The following is a 20040-nucleotide window of genomic DNA, read 5'->3' on the forward strand; positions in this document are numbered from 1 at the left end:
GACCCGCAAGCAGTTCATGCTGCGTTCCAGCGATATGCGCAGCGACGAGTTCGCGGCATTGTTCACGCAGTTGTACGGCAACCTGTATGCCGACATGCCGCCACTGGGCGATGGCATCGCCATCGGTGGCGTCTACGGCCGCTTCGACGGCATGAGTGTGCGGCGCATGCAGTACCAGGGCGACTTCACCATCGTCCTGCCAGCGCCGCAGGACGAAATCACCTTTGTGCTGCCCACCGCCGGCAAGATCATCTTCGACCACTGCGGCGAGTCGATCGGCGGCGCCCAGGTCGGTCTGGCGGTGGACAAGCTCGACATCCGCTCGGTGCGCATTACCGAGGGCCATGCCCAGTGCGGCATGTCGATCCGCCGTGGGGCTTTTACCGAGCGCCTTTCGACCTTGCTTGAACAGCCATTGCCCGCACCGATTCGCTTTGCGTCGCGGGTGGACCTGAGCAATTCGTCGTTCCAGGGGATCCGCGCGTTGCTCGAACTGGCCACCGGTACCGAGTTCGACCAGCTGATCAACACCGGCCTGCTGATGCCCGTGCGCTTGCAGGAGATGCTGGTCGACGCGCTGCTCGAGACCTGGCCGCATAATTACAGCGAGGCATTGCGCAGCCCGGTGCCAGCGATTGCGCCACGGCATGTGAAACTGGCCATGGCTTATCTGCGCGAGCATCCGGCCAGGCAGGTCAGTGGCAGCGATCTGGCGGGGTTGGCCAATGTCAGCCTGCGGGCGTTGCAGGATGGCTTCCGGCGCTTTGCCGGCACTTCGATCGTCGGCTATCAGCGCCAGGTGCGGCTGGAGCAGGCGCGTGAAGTGCTGGCGCGCGGGGAGGGCGGGTCGGTGGCAGAGGTTGCCTTGCGCCATGGCTTCAGCAATGCGGGGCGGTTTGCGCAGTACTTCCAGCAGGCCTTTGGTGTCAGCCCGGCTTTGATTCGGCGCCGGTAGCTGGGGGCCACGCAGTGGCCCCCTTCAGGCATTAGAACGCGTAGCTGGCCTTGAGGCTGCCACTGACACCGTGGCTGTCCCCACCGCCCATGGCGGCCACCTCGGCCCCCACGCTCAGCGCCCCGAGGTTGGCCATCAGGTTCACCCCCCCGACGAACTGGTCGCGGTTGTCGAATGCTGCACGCTGCTCGACATCCAGCCCCAGCAAGTGGCCTTCGCTGTCGACCTGGTGATCGCCCAGCGCATGCTCGTAGCCCACTTCGACCCCAGGCACCAGCTGCCAGCTGCCCATGGCGACCGGTGCGAACGATGCCTTCAGGTTGGCCACGGCGGCGCGTCGGGTTTCTTTCAGGTCATCTACCTGCAAGGCCAGCTCGCTGCCTTTTTCGGTGAAGCCGTCGAGGTCCACGCGGCTGATCCGCAGCCCCAGGCTCGGCTCCAGCACCATGGCAGCGGTCGGCAAGCGATAGCCCAGCGCCAGGCTGCCGCCGGCCAGTGTGCCGTGGCTGTCGCCCTTGGCCGTGCCCAGGCCGCCCCCCAGTTCGCGCTTGCTCGAGTAGTCGAGCCAGCCGGCGCTGACATCGGCATCGATGAACAGGCCTTGTTCGAGGCCGTTGGGCGCAAAACGCGCGCCCAGGCTGAGGAAGGCCAGGTCGGTGTCCGCCTCGCCGCCGGCACCCCCCACGTTGCCATTGCTGTAGCCAAAACCGGCATGGGCGCTGAGCAGTTCGGAGAAGCGTTGGGTCATGCCGACCATCAGGCCCTGGCTGTGCTCGTTGCTGCTGGCGGCGTGGGCAGAACCATCGGTGCCCAGGTAGCCCGCCAGCGCGGTGCTCCACAGGCGTGACTGGCCGACCTTGAGGTCGCTGCCATCGGCAAAGGGCGCAGCCGCACGGTCGATCATCTCGCCCTGGCGCAGCAGGAAGCTGGCGGCGTCGGCATGCACCTGGCCGCCAACGGTCGACTCGACGCCACCCAGCGCGCCAGCGTCGATGGCCGACTGCAGGTAGTAGTTGTAAGCGGTATAGCTGCCCGACAGCGAGGTGTCCTGCAGCTGGCGCAGCAGTTGTGCCCCGCCGGCGGCGTTGCCCAGCAGGCCGGCTTCGCCGGGCAGCGTGCCGTAGCGCACCATCTTGCCGCGCAGCACGTAGATCGTTTCCTGCGACAGCCCCAGGCCCTGTTTCAGGTAATTGTCCATGCTGCCGTATGCAGCGCTGACTTCATCCAGGCCTGCTTGCAGGTAGCTGGCCTCGACACCGAGCAGCGGCGCGTAGACCGCTGCCATGCTCGCTGGCATGGCGGCCAGCGTCGCGGCCACGCGGGCGGCGGTGTAGTCGTTGGTGGCCAGGTAGTTGCTCATGATGGTGGCGTCGTCGACCCCGGCGATGCTCAGCAGTACGGCCGCGGTCCAGCCGGTGCGGTCCTTGCCGGCGGTGCAGTGGAACAGCGCGGCCCCCTCGGCGCTGGCCAGTTCGTTGAACAACACGCTGAACTGCCCGCGCATGCCGGCATCGCTGACGAAGGCGCGGTTGGTTTCCTGCATCATCGCCCGCGCCTGGGCGGCGCTGCTGAACGAGATGTTGGTGACGTTCGAGCCAGAGGTGGTGCTGCCGATGATGTCGATGTTGGTGTAGTTGGCGCCAGCCGGCAGGGTGTCGGGCGTGCTGGCGATTTCGCTGGGTGTGCGCAGGTCGTAGACATCGCTGATGCCCAGGCCGTTGAGGATGGCGAGGTCGGCCGCCGTCGGGGTCAGGGCATTGGAGCGGTAGAACACCCCGGCGCGCATCACGCCATCATGGGCGGTGGTATAAGCGCTGGTGGTGCCGGCGATGTCGCGGAAGTTGTCCATGCCGGCCAGGCGCGGCGTGTCGAGCGCGTCGGCGGCATGGGCGGCGGAAATGGCGAGGGTGAGCAGGGACACGGAACAGAACAGACGTTGCAACACGGAAATAGCCTCGATCGGATGCGTTGAGCTGGCTACTGTCTGTGGGCAACATGAAACTGAATGTTACAGTTTGCAGCGCAGCGCGAATGCCTGCGCGTTCTGTCTGCTACGTGCGTTTTCTGTCCGCGAAGCGCTGTATCTGATCCGCTTTTTTTTCACGAACCTGCATCTGTAAACCGTATCAGCCGGAAGCCGACAATACTCTTCGTCCCTGCTATCACACTGAAGAGGTTCCGATGGGCAAGCTCGCACTGTTTCTGGGTGGCTTTTTGCTGTTGACCATTCTGATCGGCCTGCTCGGCACCATTCCGCCAAGCTGATCCACCTTGCGCCTTTCGGCCCGTCTACCTCACTGGATGGGCCAGATGCCTGCCAGGCCTTGGCAGTGTTCCTCAGCGCTACCGCTGGACTAGCGGTAGGTGCAAGTCGTTCTCAAGTTCAAAAGCCTCGTGTAGTCTCCCGCTGCGTCATAATGGGTCGTATACAGCGAGCCCGGACTTTGCCTTGGGAGTCAGTACATAGATGGAATGCAAGAAGGGCACTTCAGCCATGCTGGAGTGGCGTAGCCGTTTTCTCACCGAAGGCACCCTCGAAGAGGCTGAATACGATCAAGCGCTGCGCTGCGCCGAGTCCCTTGAACAGTCCGGTGTGATCAGCGCGCAGGAGTGGATCGAGCTGGTCAAGGCGGCGAATATCGCGCTGCTGAACGTACGATAAGTCGTTCATTGCTCGGGGAAATCTGTCCACAAAAAACGTGGGTAGGTCTGTGGATAAAGTTCTGCAAGCCAGGCAATTTGCGGTCTCTGTTAGATTGAGCAGAATTTGAACAGGGCTTAACCCGCCTGTTCAGAGGCGGCTTTGCCAGCCTGGCGCAAGGCCAGCAGCAACTCGCGTACCCGGGCAGGCAGCTCGCCGGAGGGGTACACCGCATGCATCTGCGGGTCCTGGCCGGTGCTTGAAGTCAGCCGGTAATCCGCGCACACCCGTACCAGGCGCCCAGCCTTGACCTGTGCTTCTGCCACCCAGTCGGCCAGGCGTGCGATACCGGCACCGGCCAGGGTGCTGTGGTACACCGCATCGCCAGAGCCCAGGCGCAAGCGCGGGTGCGGCCGCAGGCTGGTGATCTGGCCGTCACGGCAGAAGTGCCAGGCCTTGAGGATGCGTGGGGCGGTGTGCAGGATCAGCGCGTGCCTGTCGAGCTGCTCGGGCCGCTCGGGCAGGCCTGCGCGGGCGATGTAGGTCGGGCTGGCATAGAGGTGGCGGTGGTAGCGCCACAGCGGATAACCAATCAGTTCGCTCGACTGTGGAAAGGCGCCCCGCACCACGAAATCGAACTTGCCGTGCAACGGGTCGAGGGCGGCGTCGCTGTACTGCACGTCGAGGGTCACTTGCGGGTGGCGCTGACTGAAGCTGGCCAGCACGCCCGGCAAGACATGCTCGCCCAGCAGCTGCGGCGCGGCAAAGCGCACCCAGCCTTGCGCGCTGCCGGTGAGCGCGGCCAGTTCATCGGCGGCGTCGCGTTGCACATCCAGCAAGCGTTCGGCGTGGGGGAGCAGGCGCTCACCGGCTTCGGTGAGGGTCACGGCGTTGGCATTGCGGTTGAGCAGCTTGCACCCGCTGTTGTCTTCCAGGGTCTGCACCGCACGTGTCACCGCGCTGGGTGAGCGGCCCAGGGCGCGTGCGGCGGCGACAAAGCTGCGCTTGTGCGCAACACTGACGAAGGCCTGGATTTCGCGCAGCATGTCCAATGCCATGAATATTCCTCATTGCAGTTTTCGCAATATGGCATTTCAACACAAGCGCACCGCTTTGATTAGCCTTGCAGTCTGTTTTCACTGCCTGGAACCGCGTCATGATGGATATCGCCGTACTTTCCCTGTTCGCCTTCGCTGCCGGCCTGATCGATGCCGCCGTCGGTGGTGGCGGGCTGATTCAGATCCCGGCGCTCTTCAACGTGCTGCCCACTGCGCAGCCAGCGGCGCTGCTGGGCAGCAACAAGCTGGCTTCGGTGTGCGGCACGGCCTTTGCCGCCCGCTCGTTCATTCGCCGGGTGACCCTGGACTGGGGGCTGATCGTGCCGGCCGCGCTCAGCGCCTTCGTCATGTCGTTCGCGGGGGCGGCCACGGTTTCGCTGGTGCCGCCCAGCGTCATGCGCCCGGCGGTGCTGGTGCTGATCGTGCTGATGGCGATCTACACGTTCTGCAAGAAAGACTTCGGCACCTTGCACAAACCGGCCAGGATCGGCCGCCGGGAGCAGTGCCTGGCGGTGCTGATCGGGGGCGCCATCGGCTTCTACGACGGCTTGTTCGGCCCGGGCACCGGCAGCTTCCTGATCTTCCTGTTCATCCGCTTCTTCGCCCTCGATTTTCTGCATGCCTCGGCGTCGGCGAAGGTGGTGAACATTGCCACCAACCTGGCGGCCCTGGTGTTCTTCGTGCCATCGGGCAATGTGCTGTACGCCATCGCCTTGCCAATGGCCGCGTGCAACATCCTGGGCGCCCTGACCGGGACCTGGCTGGCGGTGCGCAAGGGCGCGGGGTTCGTGCGTGGGCTGTTCCTGATGCTGTTGTGCGTGCTGATCGCCAAGCTGTCCTGGGACCTGCTGGCCTGATTCAGATCACTTGGCGCTGCGGCTCGGCCTGCTCCACGCGATTGCGACCATACGCCTTGGCCCGGTACAGCGCCTTATCGGCGCGTGCCAGCAGTTCGTCCAGGCTGGGGGCGGTTTCGTCCGCGGCGCAGCCAGCCAGGCCGATGCTCACAGTGATCTGCAGGCGTGCATCGCCCTGGGCCAAATGCAGGTCCTGCACGGCGCGGCGCAGGCGTTCGGCGGTGAACTTGGCCCGCTCCGGCGCCAGCCCTGGGAGCACCACGACGAACTCCTCGCCACCCAGGCGAGCCAGCAGTTCTTCGTCGTGCAGCTGATCCTGCAGGGTGCGGGCGAAATGGCGCAGTACCTGGTCACCCACGGCGTGGCCATGGCAATCGTTGATCGACTTGAAATGGTCGATGTCGAGCATCATCAGGGTCAGCGGCAGCCCCTTGGCATGCTGCTGGCGGCTGTCGAGCAGGGCATTGGCGCGGCGGTTGAAGGCGCTGCGGCTGAGCAGGCCGGTGAGGTGGTCGACGGTGGCCTGGTGCGCCAGGCGCACCAGCAGGCTGCGATTGGCCTGGCTGACACAAGCCACCACCAGCGGCCCGAGCACCAGCATGGCGATACCCAGCCGTGCCGACATCAGCGTGGTGACCCCGGGTTCGCTCTGCGGCACGCTGAAATGCATGAGGTTCTGCGCCACCGCCACGATCAGCGTGCTGCCGGCGGTAAGTGTCAGCAACGACACCAGGAACGGCGAGTACGTCCAGGCACACCACAACAGTGCGGCAATCGGAAAGGCGATGGCCCCTGGCCCGCCGAAGGCAATGCTGAAGGCCAGTGAGGCCAGCAGCACCAACAAGGGAGACAGGCGGATGGGCTGGGCACTGCTGCGCACCAGGGCGCGGGCCGAAGGCGCGGTGAGCAGGATCGGCAGCACCAGCACGCTGGTCGAGAACTGTTCGCTGAACCAGGCCAGCCAGGTGGCCTGCAGCGACTCCTGGAACCACGGTGCAGCCATCACGCAGGCCATGCTGGCGGCAACCACGGCACCTGCCGCGCAGGCGCCGAACATGCTCAGCACGCCATGTGGAGTGCGCATGCGTCGGTGCAGGCGGGGCAGGCGCGACAGCAGCCACCACACCGTCACCACCACGCCAAGGTTGCACAGGTTGAACCACAGGGCTGGCGCCCAGGCGCTACCGCAGGCCAGGTCGGCCGCGACCATCGCCAGCCACACCACTGCAAAGCCCACGACGTTGGCCTGGCGTGGGTAACGCAACAGCACCCCCGCCAGCACTGCATTGACCGGCCAGAACAGCGACAGCGATTCGATCGGCCTGGCCAGGATCCCGCCGAGGGTCAGGGCGAAGGTAAGGCCGCAAAGGGCGATATAGGGCAACACGCGCGATTGTGCTGGAAAAACCATAGGCTCGACCGACAAGCGGGAACGAAATCCAGGACAACGGCTTCAAGCACCTGGGGTATTGACGCGTCAGTGTGTTGGCACCAGGTGCTTGATGTCAATCTGCCGTATTCGTGCAGGATAATGTTTGATGGCCTCCAATCCCCGCCAAGTTGCCTACAGACCGAAGAACCAGGGCACCATCAGCACGGTCACCAGCATCACCAGCAAGGTGAAGGGCACGCCAATCTTGACGAAGTCGCCGAAGCGGTACTGGCCCGGCCCGAGCACCAGGGTGTTGACGGGTGAAGACACAGGCGTCATGAATGCCGCCGATGCCGCAAGGGCCACGGTCATGGCGAACGGATAGGGCGACATGCCCAGTTGCGTTGCCGTGCTGATCGCCACCGGCGCCATCAGCACGGCGGTGGCGGTGTTGGAAATGAACAGACCGATAACTGCCGTGACCATGAACAGGCAGGCCAGCATGACCTGCGGCCCGGCACCGCCAAGCAGGCTCACCAGCCCGCCCACGGCCAGGTCGATGCCGCCGGTTTTCTGTAGCGCCTGGGCGAACGGCAGCATGCCGACGATCAGTACCAGGCTTTGCCAGTGAATGGCCCGGTAGGCGCTGTTCATGTCGATGCAGCGCCCGGCGCCCATCAGCAGGCAGCCGATCAGCGCGGCGATGACATTGGGCACCGCGCCGCTGACCATCAGCCCGACCATCACCGTCAGGCTGATCAGGGCGTGCGGTGCGCGGGCGCGGGCTGGCGCGACCTGGTCGATCTCGGCCGGCAGGCTCAACACCAGAAAGTCCTTTGGCTGGCCCTGCAGCTGGCGTACGGCCTTCCAGGGGCCGACCACCAGTAGCGTATCGCCCAGGCGCAATTTCTCTTCCACCAGTTGCTCCTGGATGGCCGCCTGATCGCGGCGCAAGCCCACCACGTTGAGGTCGTAGCGGGTGCGGAAGGCCAGTTCAAGAATGCTCTTGCCGATCAGCTGCGAGCCAGGCGGTAGCGACACTTCTGCCATGCCCAGTTCCTGGGACTGGTCGATGAAGTAGGCCGCCTTGAAGTGCAGCGGCTCCAGCTGCATGGTCTGGCACAAGGTGCGCAGGTCGTCGCGGTTGGCGAACAGGTCGAGCAGCAGTACATCGCCCTGGTGCAGCACAGTGTTCGAGTCGGCGGTGATCACCCGAGTGGTGAACTTGTGCTGGCGCTCGATGCCGATCACGTTGGCACCGTGCTTTGTGCGCAACTCCAGTTCGCCCAGGGTATGGCCGATCAGTGGCGAGCGTGGGCGGATGCGCAGGCGCCGTTCGCGGCCGTTGAGCTTGTAGTCGAGCACCAGATCAAGCAGCGTGCGGCGGCTTTCCGCGCGGCCGTCCTTGCGCACCTCGCCGTTGAGCCAGTGGCGGGTCAGCAACATGTAGCCGACGCCCAGTACCAGCACCACCAGGCCGAACGGGGTGAAACTGAAAAAGCTGAAGCCGGGCAGGCCATGGCGCACCAACTCACTGTGCACCACCACGTTGGGCGGGGTGGCCACCAGGCTGAGCATGCCGCTGATCAGGCCGGCGAAGCTCAGCGGCATCAGCAACCGGCTAGGCGACAGTTTCAGGCGCGCGGCGATGCTCAGCACCACCGGGATGAAGATCGCCACCACACCGGTCGAGCTCATCACCGAGCCCAGTCCGGCCACCGACACCATCAGCAAAACCAGCAGGCGGGCCTCGCTGTTCCCGGCCCGTTCGCTCATCCATTCACCGATGCGGTAGGCAATGCCGGTGCGCACCAGTCCCTCGCCGATCACGAACAAGGCGGCGATCAGTACCACGTTGGGGTCGCTGAAACCGGCCAGGGCCTGTTCCACGGTAAGGATGCCTGACAGCGGCAGGGCAAGTATCACCAGCAGGGCGACCACGTCCATGCGCGGGCGATTGATGACGAAGAGGATGACGACGACAGCCAACAGGCCGAGGACCCAGAGCAGTTCCTGGTTCATGGGGCGGGGGTGTTCCTTCACTCAAGGGGGCACGAAAGACGGTAGCAGTCAGTGTGGCAGCTTGCGCTGAAGGTGGTGTTGATGTGCCGCAAATGAAAAGGGCCGCAGAATGCGGCCCTTTTCGTGGTCATCACTCAGTGATGACGGTGACGGCGGTGCTTCTTGCTGCCGTTGTTGTCGCCCAGGTGGTTGCCCAGGGCACCACCGGCCGCGCCGCCCAGGCCGGCGCCCACGGTGGAACCGGTCTTGCCGCCTACCGCGCCGCCCAGCAGCGAGCCGCCGGCCGAGCCCAGGCCACCGCCAATGGCGGCTTCGGTGCGGTTGCCTTTCTTCGCCGCTACCGCACTGCCGGCCGCGCCGCCGACACCGGCGCCGAGGGCAGCGCCGGTGCGCCCGCCCAGTTGCTGGCCGACAACGTTGCCCAGCACACCGCCCAGGCCACCGCCAATGGCGGCGGTACCGTCACCGGCGAAAGCGCCCTGGCACAGCAGCAGGCCCAGGGCAATGGAAGGCAGAGTCAGACGCATGATTGGAACCTCAGAGGAATCATCAGGTTAAGGCGCCGCACGGTTGGGCGGCGGGTCAGGGTAGGGGAGACGCTTCAGCGGTTGTAGCGGTCACCGCGCCATTGGCGGTCGTCGTCATGGTCGCGGTCGTGCCGATGGTGGTGGCCGCGATCGTCATCGCGCCAGCCGCCGTCATCACGGTGGTGGTGGTGATAGCAGCCCGACAAGAGCAGGAAGGCAGCGATCAGCGAAAAGCTTGCAAGGCGGGTCATTACGTTATAGGTCCTTGATCCGCATAGGTTTACGGGGCACTTACTGAGACTGGGATCGATCCATTTGGTTTCCGTGGCGCGCAAAAAAATGCCGTGCGAGCGATGAGTGGCAAGCTGGCACGGCTGCAGTCAAGCGAGGTCAGGGTGTTGCGATGGCCGCCTCAGGATGCCGGGTGGATGGCCAGTACCACACCGTTGGTGATTTGAATCAGGACGTAATGCTCGCCCATGCGTACCCAGTGGCTCTCTTTTTCCGGAGCGGGCAGGCCTTTGGCTTTCCAGTCTGCAATGGTCTGATCGTCACGTTTGTATTGGTCCGGGGCCTTGTCGCCGACCTTGAGTTCACGGTTGTGTGTTTCCGGCGCGGTAATGCTCTCTTCGGCTGACGGGGCAGCCAGGACCACCATTGGCAGTGCGGCAAACAACAGCGCAGGTAACAGACGTCGGGTTTTCATCACGATCTCCTTGGTTGGCATACCTTTATTGCGACAGCAGCCTGCTTGGGACAATTCATTTGCAGTGCTAGAGTCGCTTTCTTTTTTGCCCCGAGGATGGAACATGCGAGCAATTCTGCCGATGGCTGCGGCGCTGGTGTTGGTCGGTTGCGCGAGCGCGACCATGGATGCGGCGCGCGCTGGCAAGCCCACGGCCCAGCTCGACTCGAGCAAGGCGCCCGAGCTGGTGGCCCAGTGCATCCAGTTCAGCTGGCAGAAAGAGGATGTGTTCGGCGACGATGCCGGTGGCTACCTGGAGCCACGCAAGCAAGGCGGGTTGACGGTCTATACACGCGAGGCGGAGTCGTTCGTGGATGTGTATCCGCAGGCGGGCGGGACGCGGGTGGACTACTACGCGCAGAAGAATGACAGCATGGCCCTGCAGCGCCGGGCGGCGGCGGCGACCTGCCTGTAGTACCTCTTGTGGGAACAGTCTACAAGGGCGCCGCCATACCCTGTGGGAGCGGCTTTAGCCGCGAAGCAGGCGACGCGGTGGATGGCACCGGCTTTGCCGGTGTTCGCGGGGCAAGTCGGATCGCCGCACCGCCCCACAAAGCATGTGTGTCAGGAGAGGTAGCCCCCGTCGACATTCAGCGCGGTGCCAGTGGTGTAGCTGGAAGCATCGCTGGCCAGGTACAGCACCGCACCGGCCATCTCCTTGGGGTCGGCCACGCGTTTGAGCGGGATCTGCTGCAGCGCGGTATTGAGAATGGCCTCGTTCTTCACCAGCGCCGAAGCGAACTTGGTGTCGGTCAGGCCTGGCAGCAGGGCGTTGCAACGAATGCCGAACTGCGCGCATTCCTTGGCGAACACCTTGGTCATGTTGATCACCGCCGCCTTGGTCACCGAATAGATGCCCTGGAACAGGCCCGGTGAAACGCCGTTGATCGAGGCCACGTTGATGATGCTGCCGCCACCGTTTTCACGCATCAGCTTGCCGGCTTCCACCGACATGAAGAAGTAGCCGCGGATGTTCACGTCGACGGTCTTCTGGAAGGCATTCGGGTCGGTGTCGAGCACGTTGCAGAACTGCGGGTTGGTCGCCGCGTTGTTGACCAGGATATCCAGGCGCCCGAATTGTTCACGGATGCCGGCGAACACCTGCTGGATCTGCTCCAGCTCACCGATATGGCAGGCGACCGGCGTGGCCTTGCCGCCCGCCGCGATGATAGCGTCGGCCACTTGCTGGCAGCCCTCCAGCTTGCGGCTGGAGACGATCACGTGGGCACCCTGCTGGGCCAGCAGATGGGCAATGGCCTCGCCGATGCCACGGCTGGCGCCGGAGACGAAAGCGATCTTGCCGTCGAGGTCGAACAGTGGGGTCTTGGACATGCTGATTTCCTTATTGTCTGGCGTCAGAGCGTGGACTTGCCGATGACCTGCAGGCTCATCTGCTCCAGCAGCCGGTTCATCTGAATGAACTGGGCGAAGCGTTTGTCCTGGGTCTGGCCGTGGTAGTAGCGGTAGTAGATCTGCTGGACGATGCCGGCCAGGCGGAACAGGCCGTAGCAATAGTAGTAATCGAAGTTGTCCAGGCGGATGCCGGCGCGCTCGGCGTAGTAGTCGACGAACTGGCGACGGGTGAGCATGCCCGGAGCATTGCTTGGCTGGCGGCGCATCAGTTGCACCGGCGCCGGGTCGCTGGCCTCGATCCAGTAGGCCAGGCTGTTGCCCAGGTCCATCAGCGGGTCGCCGAGGGTGGCCATCTCCCAGTCGAGCACGCCGATGATGCGCATAGGGTTGTCGGCGTCGAGGATCACATTGTCGAAGCGGTAGTCGTTGTGCACGATGCCTGGGCGCGGGTGGTCGGCGGGCATCTTCTCGCGCAGCCAGGTGATCACGGGCTCCCAGCGTGGCGCATCTGGTGTCAGGGCTTTTTCGTAGCGGCTGGTCCAGCCCTCGATCTGACGCTGCACGTAACCTTCTGGCTTGCCCAGGTCCGCCAGGCCGCAGGCGCTGTAATCCACCTGATGCAGTTCGACCAGGCGGTCGATGAAGCTTTTGCACAGTGCCTCGGTGCGGCCGGCATCCAGACCCAGTTCGTGCGGGATGTCCGAACGCAGAATCACGCCCTTGACCCGCTCCATCACATAGAATTCGCCGCCGATCAGCGACTCGTCGGTGCAGTGGGCGTATGCCTTGGGGCAGTACGGGAAGCCTCGGTTGAGCTGGTTGAGGATGCGGTATTCGCGGCCCATGTCGTGGGCCGATTTGGCCTTCTGACCGAATGGCGGGCGGCGCAGTACGAATTCACGGCCCGGGTAGCTGACCAGGTAAGTGAGGTTGGACGCGCCGCCCGGGAATTGGCTGATGCTCGGCGTGCCGTCGAGGCCAGCGATATGGCCCTTCAGGTAAGGATCGATGACGGCCGCGTCGAGTTCTTCGCCGGGGCGTACCTGGGTGGACTGGTCGGTGAGCGTCATGCGTTTTCCTTATTATCTGGCGCAAGGACTATTGGCTAATCTAATGGCCTGGTGGCTGTGGAACAAGCGTGCCAGGGGCCATATAGGCGTGGGTGTTGCTGATGGATCACTGCACCGAATGCAGGGCAAAAAAAAACCGAAGCCGGTCAGGCTTCGGTTTTCTCATCGCAGGTTGTGCCCGTCACTCAGGAAGGGAACAGCTCGCTGAGTTTCATCGACAGCATCATGTCGCCTTCGACGCGCAGCTTGCCGCCCATGAAGGCCTGCATGCCGTCGGTTTCACCGCTGACGATACCCTTCAGGGTTTCGCTGTCCATGACCAGCGTGCAGTTGGCATCCGGGTTTTCACCTTCCTGGATGTCGCAGGTGCCATCCTTGACGATCAGCGCGTACTGCTTGTCTTCGTCGGTGATGTTGAAGCCGAACACCAGGTCCAGGCCAGCAGCAGCCGCTGGGTTGAATTTTGCTTGCATCGCCTCGACGGCTTTAGCTACATCGCTCATGGTGTTTTCCTTGTTAAGTGATAGTCGCGTCCGCAAGGACACAAAGGGCCGGGCTCAACGGTAGGTGATGAGCTCCGGCGCCCTCAACAGCTGTACATGCGTTTGGCTGTTGAAGGAGGCCAGTGCCACGTCGCGGCCGCGAAACTTCAGCTGGCTGAGCGACGTGTTGATGATCTGCCAGTTCAGGGCGAAGGCCTGGTCGGGCGTGATTCGGGTAACCAGATGGAGCAGGGCGGCAATGGTGCCACCGGAGGTGAACACGGCGATGTTGTCGCCACTGCCGGCTGTATCGAGCAGGCGTTGCAGGCCGGATTCGACCCGAGCGGTGAACGCCTGCCAGGTTTCCAGGCCGTCATCGGCATGTTCGCCTGCGTGCCAGCGTTGCACCATCAGGGCGAACAGGCGCTGGAACTCGCTGCGGTTTTGTGCGCCATTGCGCAGGACATCCCGGGCGTGCGGCTCATCGGCCAGCAGGCCGGGGAGCAAGGCGCGAATCACACCATCGGCATCGAACTCATTGAATGCCAGGTCGGTCTCAATGGCCGGCACCGCGCAACCAACAGCGCTCAATGCCTGCAACGCGTGCCGGGCAGTGTCCTGCTGGCGCCGCAGATCACCGGCTATGCAGCGGTCCAGGCGCAGGCCGAGCTGGGCGAAGTGTTCACCGAGCGCCTGGCTCTGGCGCACACCGACGGGCGAGAGGACGTCATAGTCGTCCGCACCGAAGGAAGCCTGGCCATGTCGGATCAGGTAGAGATTGCCCACTGCGGTATCCGGCGTTGAAGGTTGCTGCGAGGTTAGGATGCGCCACACAGGCTGTCAACGAAAAAACATACAAGCGTTTGAAAAGGTTGTTTGAACTGTGTTGCCAGCGTTTACCTCGGCTGGCGAGGGCACGGTCGCAACGGTATGCTTGCATCAGTTTCGCGCCGCTCTGGCGCAGGTTCATAAGGAGTCAACGTGGAGTTTCTTGCCGAGTACGCAAGCTTTCTCGCCAAAACCGCCACCCTGGTAATTGCCATCCTGGTGGTGTTGTCTGCCATCGCTGGTTTGCGTGGCAAGGGGCGGCGCAAGGCCGGAGGGCAGTTGCAGGTCACCCGCCTCAACGAATTCTATAAAGAGCTGCGCGAGCGCCTTGAAAGCGGCCTGCTCGACAAGGCCCAGCTCAAGTCCCTGCGCAAGCAGCAGGCCAAGGCGGACAAAAAGCAGAAGAAGTCCAAGGAAGACGAGAAGGGCAGAGTGTTCGTGCTCGACTTCGATGGTGACATCAAGGCCTCCGCTACCGAAAGCCTGCGTAACGAGATCACCGCACTGCTGACCCTCGCCACCCCGCGCGACGAAGTGGTGCTGCGCCTGGAAAGCGGCGGCGGCCTGGTGCACAGCTACGGCCTGGCGGCCTCGCAACTGGCGCGCATCCGCCAGGCGGGCATCCCCCTCACCGTTTGCATCGACAAGGTCGCGGCCAGCGGCGGCTACATGATGGCCTGCATCGGCGAGAAGATTGTCAGTGCGCCGTTCGCCGTATTGGGTTCGATCGGCGTGGTGGCGCAGCTGCCCAACGTCAACCGCCTGCTTAAGAAGCACGACATCGATTTCGAAGTGCTCACAGCTGGCGAGTACAAGCGTACCCTGACGGTATTTGGCGAGAATACCGAGAAGGGTCGTGAGAAGTTTCAGGAAGACCTGGACATCACCCACCAGCTGTTCAAGGATTTCGTGTCGCGCTACCGCCCGCAGCTGCACATCGATGAGGTGGCCACTGGTGAAGTCTGGCTCGGCGTTGCCGCACTGAACCGCAAGCTTGTCGATGAACTGCAGACCAGTGACGAGTACCTCAGTGACCGCGCCCGCACCGCCAACCTGTTCCACCTGCACTACGCCGAGCGCAAGAGCCTGCAGGAGCGGATCGGCATGGCCGCCAGCGGCACGGTGGAGAACGCGGTGGTGGGGTTGTGGAGTAAACTCGGCCGCTTGCGCTAACACCTTGAACCCGCTGAAATTTTTTTCTGTTCAGGGGGTTGCAAGGTTGAAGGAATGCAGACATAATGGCGCCCATCGAAACGCAGCAAACTTTGAAAAAGGTGCGGTGTTTCAAGGAGATAGCGAAGCGTTAAGCTGCTAGATCCGAACTTTGAGGCCGAGTAGCAAAGTGGTTATGCTCCGGATTGCAAATCCGTCTACGCCGGTTCGATTCCGACCTCGGCCTCCACCATTCGAAAGCCCCGCAGATTAACGTCTGCGGGGTTTTTCTTTATGGGTCGAAAAATGCCATGAGTTCCGAAACGTTTGGCATGCAGTTCCCCGCGTATTTAGCCGTTACCCTGCTGATGCCTAGGGTTTGTACTGGATGGTGTAGGACTCATCATCTCTAGGTTCTATGGTGATCGGCAACCCGAATAGCTTACCGCCACATTCACTGATGATGCAGCGGTACACGGCCCCTTGCGTAAGCTGAGCCCACAAGCCTTCGTCATGTATGACGATACCCACAACTCGGTTTTGTGGATCCTCTCGGACCTGAGCAACCTGATAATCAAGGTCGCACCCGAATTCAGGAGTAGTAAATTCTGGGTCGTAGCCGATCAGTACGCCATGTCGCTTGAGATCGTCCCTGATCCGCTCAACCACCTCATCTGCTTCTTGTTTTATCATGATCGCTATCTCACGATTCAATGCCTCATCAAAACTTTAGCTGACGATCATGGGTTTCGTTGTTTATCGGCAAGACCAGCGACTCGCTGAGCGGTGATTGCCCGGCAACTCATCACTGCGCTACTCGTCCGCCGCCGCGTGAATGGCGTGGCCTGCCAAAGGGCATCAAGCCACCATTCCGAAAGCCCCGCAGATGAAAATCTGCGGGGCTTTTTCATTCTGCCGGGCTCTCAGCCATGACTGAGCGACAGTTCGCTGATGATGCACACCGAGCCATCAGTGGCCGGTGTCGCGTCGGTATAGTCGACCTGGTTGTAAATACCGCCATGGAACTCGAACAGGCGAGTGTCCCAGGTATCATCGAGCTGCAGTTCACTCGATGACTTGGAGGCACCATTGCATCTGGCGGTCACTTTGACCACACCCGCAGAGGTGACGTGGATGATCACCTCGAACTGCGTGCCGAGCGGCACACCCGGCAGAAGGGTGCTGTTCACCGGGTCGGTCTGGTTGTAGGACTGCCGGAAGCCCATGGTGATGTTGCCCTTGTTCCAGAACACTTTCACCGGCGGGCTATCATCCCCCCTGACATGCATCTGGCTGACCACCACCTTCTGCGCGGAGTTGACCTTGATCAGTGCCATGGTCTGGCGATTCCAGTGGTTTGCCGCGCTGTCCAGCATCCAGTCATCGCTTTCCGACCATTCGCAACGGGTTCTGCGGGTGCTCTTGCTCGAAGCCCCTTTGGTCGGGGCCGAGAACTGCACAGAGCCGTCGCTGAGCGCTTTCACTACGCTCGGGAATTCAGCCAGTGCCTTGGCGCCGTTGAGCTCAAGGGCGACGGGGTTCGTTGAAGAGACTGCCACCGGGGTAGCGATCGTTAGATTGCTGATGTTTACAGTCATAAATACTCCTGACGATAAAATCATTGGCCTGGCACGATTGCCTTACCAACCGTGATGCGTTCCTCCGCATCCGGCTGAGCACTCTTGAATGCACAGGCGGATGATTTGGGGCGCGTAACGAGAGTAAATGGATGCTGTATGAATATACAGTACACCTTGATGGTCGTTTTTCAACGCCTGCCCATACGTAAAGCGTGATGACAGGTAAGAATGTGGCCCAGGTCTGAGATTGCAGCCAAAGAAAAGCCCGACTCAGGGCCGTAATGCTGTTCACTTAAGCAATTGGGGCCGCTCTGCGGCCCATCGCAGGCAAGCCAGCTCCTACAGGTACAGCGCAGATTTCAAGATGTGCGCGGTCCTGTAGGAGCTGGCTTGCCTGCGATGGGCTGCGAAGCAGCCCCAAGCAGCGTGACATCGACTTAAGTGAACAGCATTAGGCTCAGGGCCGGGCTTTATTCAGGGTTCGCGGGCAATCAGGGTCGCGTTCGCCTGCACTCAGGCGGCTGATGCGACAACCTTCGGTACACATTTCCAATGCCCGGAAAAAGAAAAACCCGCCAAACCAGTGGCGGGTCTAAAGAACGTATGGAGCAGCTTCAGAGTGCCACCGCGCATGTCATAATTTCGTGAAGTCCACGTTGGCGACGTGTCGACACCCGTTAAGCGTAAAAAAAGCCCGCCAGGCAGGCGGGCAATGAACGTCTTGAAGGGAGAGGTTTCAGCCTGAGGCCGGCCGGTTAAGTCAGCATTAACCGTAATCCATTGACCACGACCGACGATGCGCCTATACAGGCCTGCCAGATTTACAGGAGCCACCATGCGCGACGAAGACGACCTGCACGAGCCTGAGCACGATCACCTGCTCGATCACGAATTCCTCCATGACGACTTCGAACCCGAGGCCGATGCCCAGGGCGCCGAGGACGAAGTCGAAGAAGATGAAGAGTTGCTGGATGACCTCGATGACGAAGAGCGAGATCACCCAGCCTGGCACGACGACCTGGACGACTGAATCAGCGCCCATCGACCGAGAAGCGCCCTGGGCCGCTGACCGCCAGCGCCAGCAGGCCGCCGCAGATGCTAAGGTTTTTCAGGAACTGGGTCATGTTGGCGGCGCGCTCAGGGTCGACCATGTTCCAGAATGGGTGGCCAAGCAGCGCGGTCCCGAGTACGAACAAGGCGAACAGGAAGGCCAGCGGGCGAGTGTAGAAGCCGAGGATCAGCAGGATGCCGACGATGAACTCCATGATCACCGCAACCGCTGCTGCCAGCATTGGGGCAGGGGCGCCCAGTGAGGTCATGTAGCCGACCGTGCCTTCGAAACCGGTGAGCTTGGCCCAGCCGGAAACCACGAACAGGATCATGAGCAGCACGCGGGCGATCAGCAGGATGATGTCGCGTTGACCGTCGAACAGGGAGTAGCGCATGGCGGCATACCGGTAGCTGGAGACAAGCTCCACTCTAGCAGTTGCGCCGGGGATTGCTGCCGGGCAGCAAAAAGGCGCCGCAAGGGCGCCTTTTCAACGAAGTTTGGTGCGAGTGGCGGGACTCGAACCCGCAAGGCTCACGCCGACAGATTTTAAGTCTGCTGTGTATACCAATTCCACCACACTCGCACGCTTGAAAGGGTCGTGTAGACCGGCGCGCTTCCAGATAGAAGGGCCTGACAATCAAGTGCGCTTTATAACCCATTGTTATAGTTGAGTCAATCGCAGCGCCTATGATCAAAGGATGAAGGTGTCAAGGGAATGGGTAATTGACACCCTGCTGTCATTAGGCCACTGTTGCCCTCTCCATTGGATCCAATGAGCGTGACGCCATGCCCCAGGCCACTCCCTCCGCTGTTACCGGGCGCACCGTTCGGCCTCGGCTGTTCTGGCGCCTGTTGTTCGCGCAGGTCTTGCTGCTGTGCGCATTTCTGTACCTCAGCCTGATTACCCTGGCTGGCTACCTGTTGATGCTCGGTTTCGATGGCGAACACCCGCAACCACAGCGCCTGATGGCGCTGGCAGGGGGAGGGCTGATCCTGTTGGTGAGCCTGTGGCTGCTGAAAGTGGCAATGCCGCGGCGCATCAGTCCGGTCATGGTCGAACCCGAGAGCAGATAATCTGTTGCAGCGCGAGCTGTTGCAGATGGGTATGCTTGCTGAATAGATCAGGTCCCTCCCGCAGTGCCTGTGGAGTTAGCATGGTTTCAGCCGAATGCATCGATCACCCTGTCATGCCCGCCAGCCGCTACGAGCAGCTGGTGCAATCGGTGGTGGATTATGCCATCTACATGCTCGACCCTACTGGCCACGTAGTGTCGTGGAACGCGGGCGCCCAGCGGATCAAGGGCTACCGCGCCGAAGAAGTCATCGGCCGGCATTTCTCGTTGTTCTTTACCCCCCAGGACTGCACCGAAGGGCGCCCGGAGCGCCTGCTCAAGCAAGCCCTGGAGCAGGGCGTGGCGCAGGACGAGGGCTGGCGCGTGCGCAAGGACGGCACGCAGTTCTGGGCCCTGGCGGCGCTGGATGTGATCCGCGACGAACAAGGGCAGATCGTCGGCTTGGCCAAGGTCACCCGTGACATCACCGACCGGCGCGAATCGGCGCTGCAGCTCGACGCCGTGCGTGCCCAGCTGTTCCAGGCGCAGAAGCTCGAAGCGCTGGGCCAGCTCACCGGCGGCCTGGCGCACGATTTCAACAACCTGCTCACCATCATCATCAATTCGGCGCGTCTGGCGCAGGCCAGCCAGGACCCGGTGCGGGTACAGCGCATGCTCGAGCACATCCTCGATGCCGGCCAGCGTGGCACCGAGCTGACCCAGCAATTGCTCAGCTTTGCCCGTCACCGCAAGCTCGATGTCGCGCTCATCGCCCCGGCCACGCTGCTGGAATCGACCCGTGGCCTACTCGAGCATGCGCTGCCGCGGGAAATCGTCCTGCGAGAGGAACTTCAGCCCGATCTGCCGCTGATCGAAGTAGACACCGGGCAGTTGCAGATGGTGCTGCTCAACTTGTTGTTCAATGCGCGGGATGCGATTGGCGAGAAAGGCACCATCCGCATGGTGGTCAAGGCGGTCGATCTGGCGGGCGAGCTGGAGGGGCTGCGTGGCCCGTTCGTGTGCTTCGAGGTGCACGACAGCGGCGAAGGTATCGACCCACTGGTATTGCCGCGCATCTTCGAGCCGTTCTTCACCACCAAGCCCTTTGGCAAAGGTACCGGGCTTGGCCTCAGTCAGGTCTACGGTTTCGCCAAGCAGAGTAATGGCACCGTCAGTGTCGACAGCACGCCCGGCCTAGGCACATGCATGCGGCTTTATCTGCCGGCTTATCAGCTTGCGGCAGGGGATTCGCCGGCTTATCAGCCCGAGGAAGGGGCGCACATCCACAGGTAGCC

The 20040-nt window shown here is 62.4% G+C and carries 22 protein-coding genes and 2 tRNA genes; 9 read left to right on the plus strand and 15 right to left on the minus strand.

All coding sequences use genetic code 11. The annotated features are described in order from the left end of the window. The first annotated feature begins 16 nt into the window (after positions 1 to 16). Positions 17 to 955, plus strand: coding sequence for an AraC family transcriptional regulator (locus ACIPW4_RS22745; protein ID WP_400661809.1), 939 nt, complete (start codon positions 17 to 19; stop codon positions 953 to 955). Positions 956 to 986: 31 nt separating this feature from the next. Here ACIPW4_RS22745 and ACIPW4_RS22750 read toward each other — a convergent pair whose 3' ends face one another. After that, the gene (locus ACIPW4_RS22750; protein ID WP_400661702.1) at positions 987 to 2900 is read right to left on the minus strand and encodes a tyrosine-protein phosphatase; all 1914 of its coding nucleotides are present in this window, start codon (positions 2898 to 2900) and stop codon (positions 987 to 989) included. A 522-nt stretch (positions 2901 to 3422) separates the two neighbouring features. On the opposite strand from ACIPW4_RS22750, the gene ACIPW4_RS22755 reads away from it, so the two are divergent. Continuing rightward, a complete protein-coding gene (locus ACIPW4_RS22755; RefSeq protein ID WP_400661704.1) occupies positions 3423 to 3617 on the plus strand; it encodes a hypothetical protein in 195 nt (64 codons plus the stop codon). Between the two features lie 116 nt (positions 3618 to 3733). On the opposite strand, the gene ACIPW4_RS22760 is transcribed toward ACIPW4_RS22755, so the two are convergent. Continuing rightward, complete coding sequence (locus ACIPW4_RS22760) at positions 3734 to 4654, minus strand: LysR substrate-binding domain-containing protein (RefSeq protein ID WP_400661707.1); 921 nt, start codon at positions 4652 to 4654, stop codon at positions 3734 to 3736. A 98-nt stretch (positions 4655 to 4752) separates the two neighbouring features. On the opposite strand from ACIPW4_RS22760, the gene ACIPW4_RS22765 reads away from it, so the two are divergent. Next, positions 4753 to 5511: a sulfite exporter TauE/SafE family protein gene (locus ACIPW4_RS22765; RefSeq protein WP_400661710.1), complete on the plus strand. Its 759-nt coding sequence runs from the start codon at positions 4753 to 4755 to the stop codon at positions 5509 to 5511. 1 nt (position 5512) lies between these two features. On the opposite strand, the gene ACIPW4_RS22770 is transcribed toward ACIPW4_RS22765, so the two are convergent. The 5 genes from ACIPW4_RS22770 to ACIPW4_RS22790 all read right to left on the minus strand — a co-directional run bounded on the left by ACIPW4_RS22770 (position 5513) and on the right by ACIPW4_RS22790 (position 10138). Next, a complete protein-coding gene (locus ACIPW4_RS22770; protein WP_400661712.1) occupies positions 5513 to 6937 on the minus strand; it encodes a diguanylate cyclase in 1425 nt (474 codons plus the stop codon). A 138-nt stretch (positions 6938 to 7075) separates the two neighbouring features. Next, positions 7076 to 8905: an SLC13 family permease gene (locus ACIPW4_RS22775; RefSeq protein WP_400661714.1), complete on the minus strand. Its 1830-nt coding sequence runs from the start codon at positions 8903 to 8905 to the stop codon at positions 7076 to 7078. A gap of 134 nt (positions 8906 to 9039) precedes the next feature. Then, entirely contained in the window at positions 9040 to 9432 is a 393-nt protein-coding gene (locus ACIPW4_RS22780) for a glycine zipper domain-containing protein (RefSeq protein WP_400661716.1), read from the minus strand. A 74-nt stretch (positions 9433 to 9506) separates the two neighbouring features. After that, a complete protein-coding gene (locus tag ACIPW4_RS22785; RefSeq protein WP_400661718.1) occupies positions 9507 to 9683 on the minus strand; it encodes a hypothetical protein in 177 nt (58 codons plus the stop codon). Between the two features lie 161 nt (positions 9684 to 9844). Beyond that, positions 9845 to 10138 (minus strand): RcnB family protein, encoded by a 294-nt coding sequence (locus ACIPW4_RS22790; protein WP_400661721.1) that lies wholly within the window; start codon positions 10136 to 10138, stop codon positions 9845 to 9847. Positions 10139 to 10241: 103 nt separating this feature from the next. On the opposite strand from ACIPW4_RS22790, the gene ACIPW4_RS22795 reads away from it, so the two are divergent. Further along, the gene (locus tag ACIPW4_RS22795) at positions 10242 to 10592 is read left to right on the plus strand and encodes a hypothetical protein (protein WP_400661723.1); all 351 of its coding nucleotides are present in this window, start codon (positions 10242 to 10244) and stop codon (positions 10590 to 10592) included. Between the two features lie 149 nt (positions 10593 to 10741). On the opposite strand, the gene ACIPW4_RS22800 is transcribed toward ACIPW4_RS22795, so the two are convergent. The 4 genes from ACIPW4_RS22800 to ACIPW4_RS22815 all read right to left on the minus strand — a co-directional run bounded on the left by ACIPW4_RS22800 (position 10742) and on the right by ACIPW4_RS22815 (position 13868). Further along, entirely contained in the window at positions 10742 to 11509 is a 768-nt protein-coding gene (locus ACIPW4_RS22800; protein ID WP_400661725.1) for an SDR family oxidoreductase, read from the minus strand. Positions 11510 to 11532: 23 nt separating this feature from the next. Next, the gene (locus tag ACIPW4_RS22805) at positions 11533 to 12600 is read right to left on the minus strand and encodes a phosphotransferase family protein (protein WP_400661728.1); all 1068 of its coding nucleotides are present in this window, start codon (positions 12598 to 12600) and stop codon (positions 11533 to 11535) included. 185 nt (positions 12601 to 12785) lie between these two features. Next, complete coding sequence (locus ACIPW4_RS22810) at positions 12786 to 13103, minus strand: SCP2 sterol-binding domain-containing protein (RefSeq protein WP_400661731.1); 318 nt, start codon at positions 13101 to 13103, stop codon at positions 12786 to 12788. A gap of 54 nt (positions 13104 to 13157) precedes the next feature. Then, positions 13158 to 13868, minus strand: a complete 711-nt coding sequence (locus ACIPW4_RS22815; protein WP_400661734.1) for a histidine phosphatase family protein — start codon at positions 13866 to 13868, stop codon at positions 13158 to 13160. 195 nt (positions 13869 to 14063) lie between these two features. Between ACIPW4_RS22815 and sohB the strand changes: the two genes are divergently transcribed. Both sohB and ACIPW4_RS22825 read left to right on the plus strand, forming a co-directional pair. Beyond that, complete coding sequence (sohB, locus tag ACIPW4_RS22820) at positions 14064 to 15083, plus strand: protease SohB (protein WP_400661737.1); 1020 nt, start codon at positions 14064 to 14066, stop codon at positions 15081 to 15083. Positions 15084 to 15238: 155 nt separating this feature from the next. Beyond that, a tRNA-Cys gene (locus ACIPW4_RS22825) sits at positions 15239 to 15312 on the plus strand. A 122-nt stretch (positions 15313 to 15434) separates the two neighbouring features. On the opposite strand, the gene ACIPW4_RS22830 is transcribed toward ACIPW4_RS22825, so the two are convergent. Continuing rightward, positions 15435 to 15755, minus strand: coding sequence for a hypothetical protein (locus ACIPW4_RS22830; RefSeq protein WP_400661739.1), 321 nt, complete (start codon positions 15753 to 15755; stop codon positions 15435 to 15437). Positions 15756 to 15985: 230 nt separating this feature from the next. Beyond that, on the minus strand, positions 15986 to 16660 hold the full coding sequence (locus ACIPW4_RS22835; protein WP_400661742.1) for a polysaccharide lyase family 7 protein: 675 nt from the start codon (positions 16658 to 16660) through the stop codon (positions 15986 to 15988). A gap of 817 nt (positions 16661 to 17477) precedes the next feature. On the opposite strand from ACIPW4_RS22835, the gene ACIPW4_RS22840 reads away from it, so the two are divergent. Next, the gene (locus ACIPW4_RS22840) at positions 17478 to 17672 is read left to right on the plus strand and encodes a hypothetical protein (RefSeq protein ID WP_400661745.1); all 195 of its coding nucleotides are present in this window, start codon (positions 17478 to 17480) and stop codon (positions 17670 to 17672) included. 1 nt (position 17673) lies between these two features. Here ACIPW4_RS22840 and ACIPW4_RS22845 read toward each other — a convergent pair whose 3' ends face one another. Together ACIPW4_RS22845 and ACIPW4_RS22850 are read right to left on the minus strand one after the other, a co-directional pair. Then, positions 17674 to 18087 (minus strand): DoxX family protein, encoded by a 414-nt coding sequence (locus tag ACIPW4_RS22845; protein ID WP_400661747.1) that lies wholly within the window; start codon positions 18085 to 18087, stop codon positions 17674 to 17676. Positions 18088 to 18191: 104 nt separating this feature from the next. After that, positions 18192 to 18276: transfer RNA gene (locus ACIPW4_RS22850), tRNA-Leu, on the minus strand. A 203-nt stretch (positions 18277 to 18479) separates the two neighbouring features. Here ACIPW4_RS22850 and ACIPW4_RS22855 point away from each other — a divergent pair. Both ACIPW4_RS22855 and ACIPW4_RS22860 read left to right on the plus strand, forming a co-directional pair. After that, positions 18480 to 18767, plus strand: coding sequence for a hypothetical protein (locus tag ACIPW4_RS22855; protein ID WP_400661748.1), 288 nt, complete (start codon positions 18480 to 18482; stop codon positions 18765 to 18767). A gap of 80 nt (positions 18768 to 18847) precedes the next feature. Then, positions 18848 to 20038, plus strand: a complete 1191-nt coding sequence (locus tag ACIPW4_RS22860; RefSeq protein ID WP_400661750.1) for a nitrogen regulation protein NR(II) — start codon at positions 18848 to 18850, stop codon at positions 20036 to 20038. The last annotated feature ends 2 nt before the right edge of the window (positions 20039 to 20040 follow it).

Origin of the sequence: Pseudomonas sp. NPDC089996 (genome assembly GCF_044748405.1) — a bacterium.
Classification (GTDB): Bacteria; Pseudomonadota; Gammaproteobacteria; order Pseudomonadales; family Pseudomonadaceae; genus Aquipseudomonas.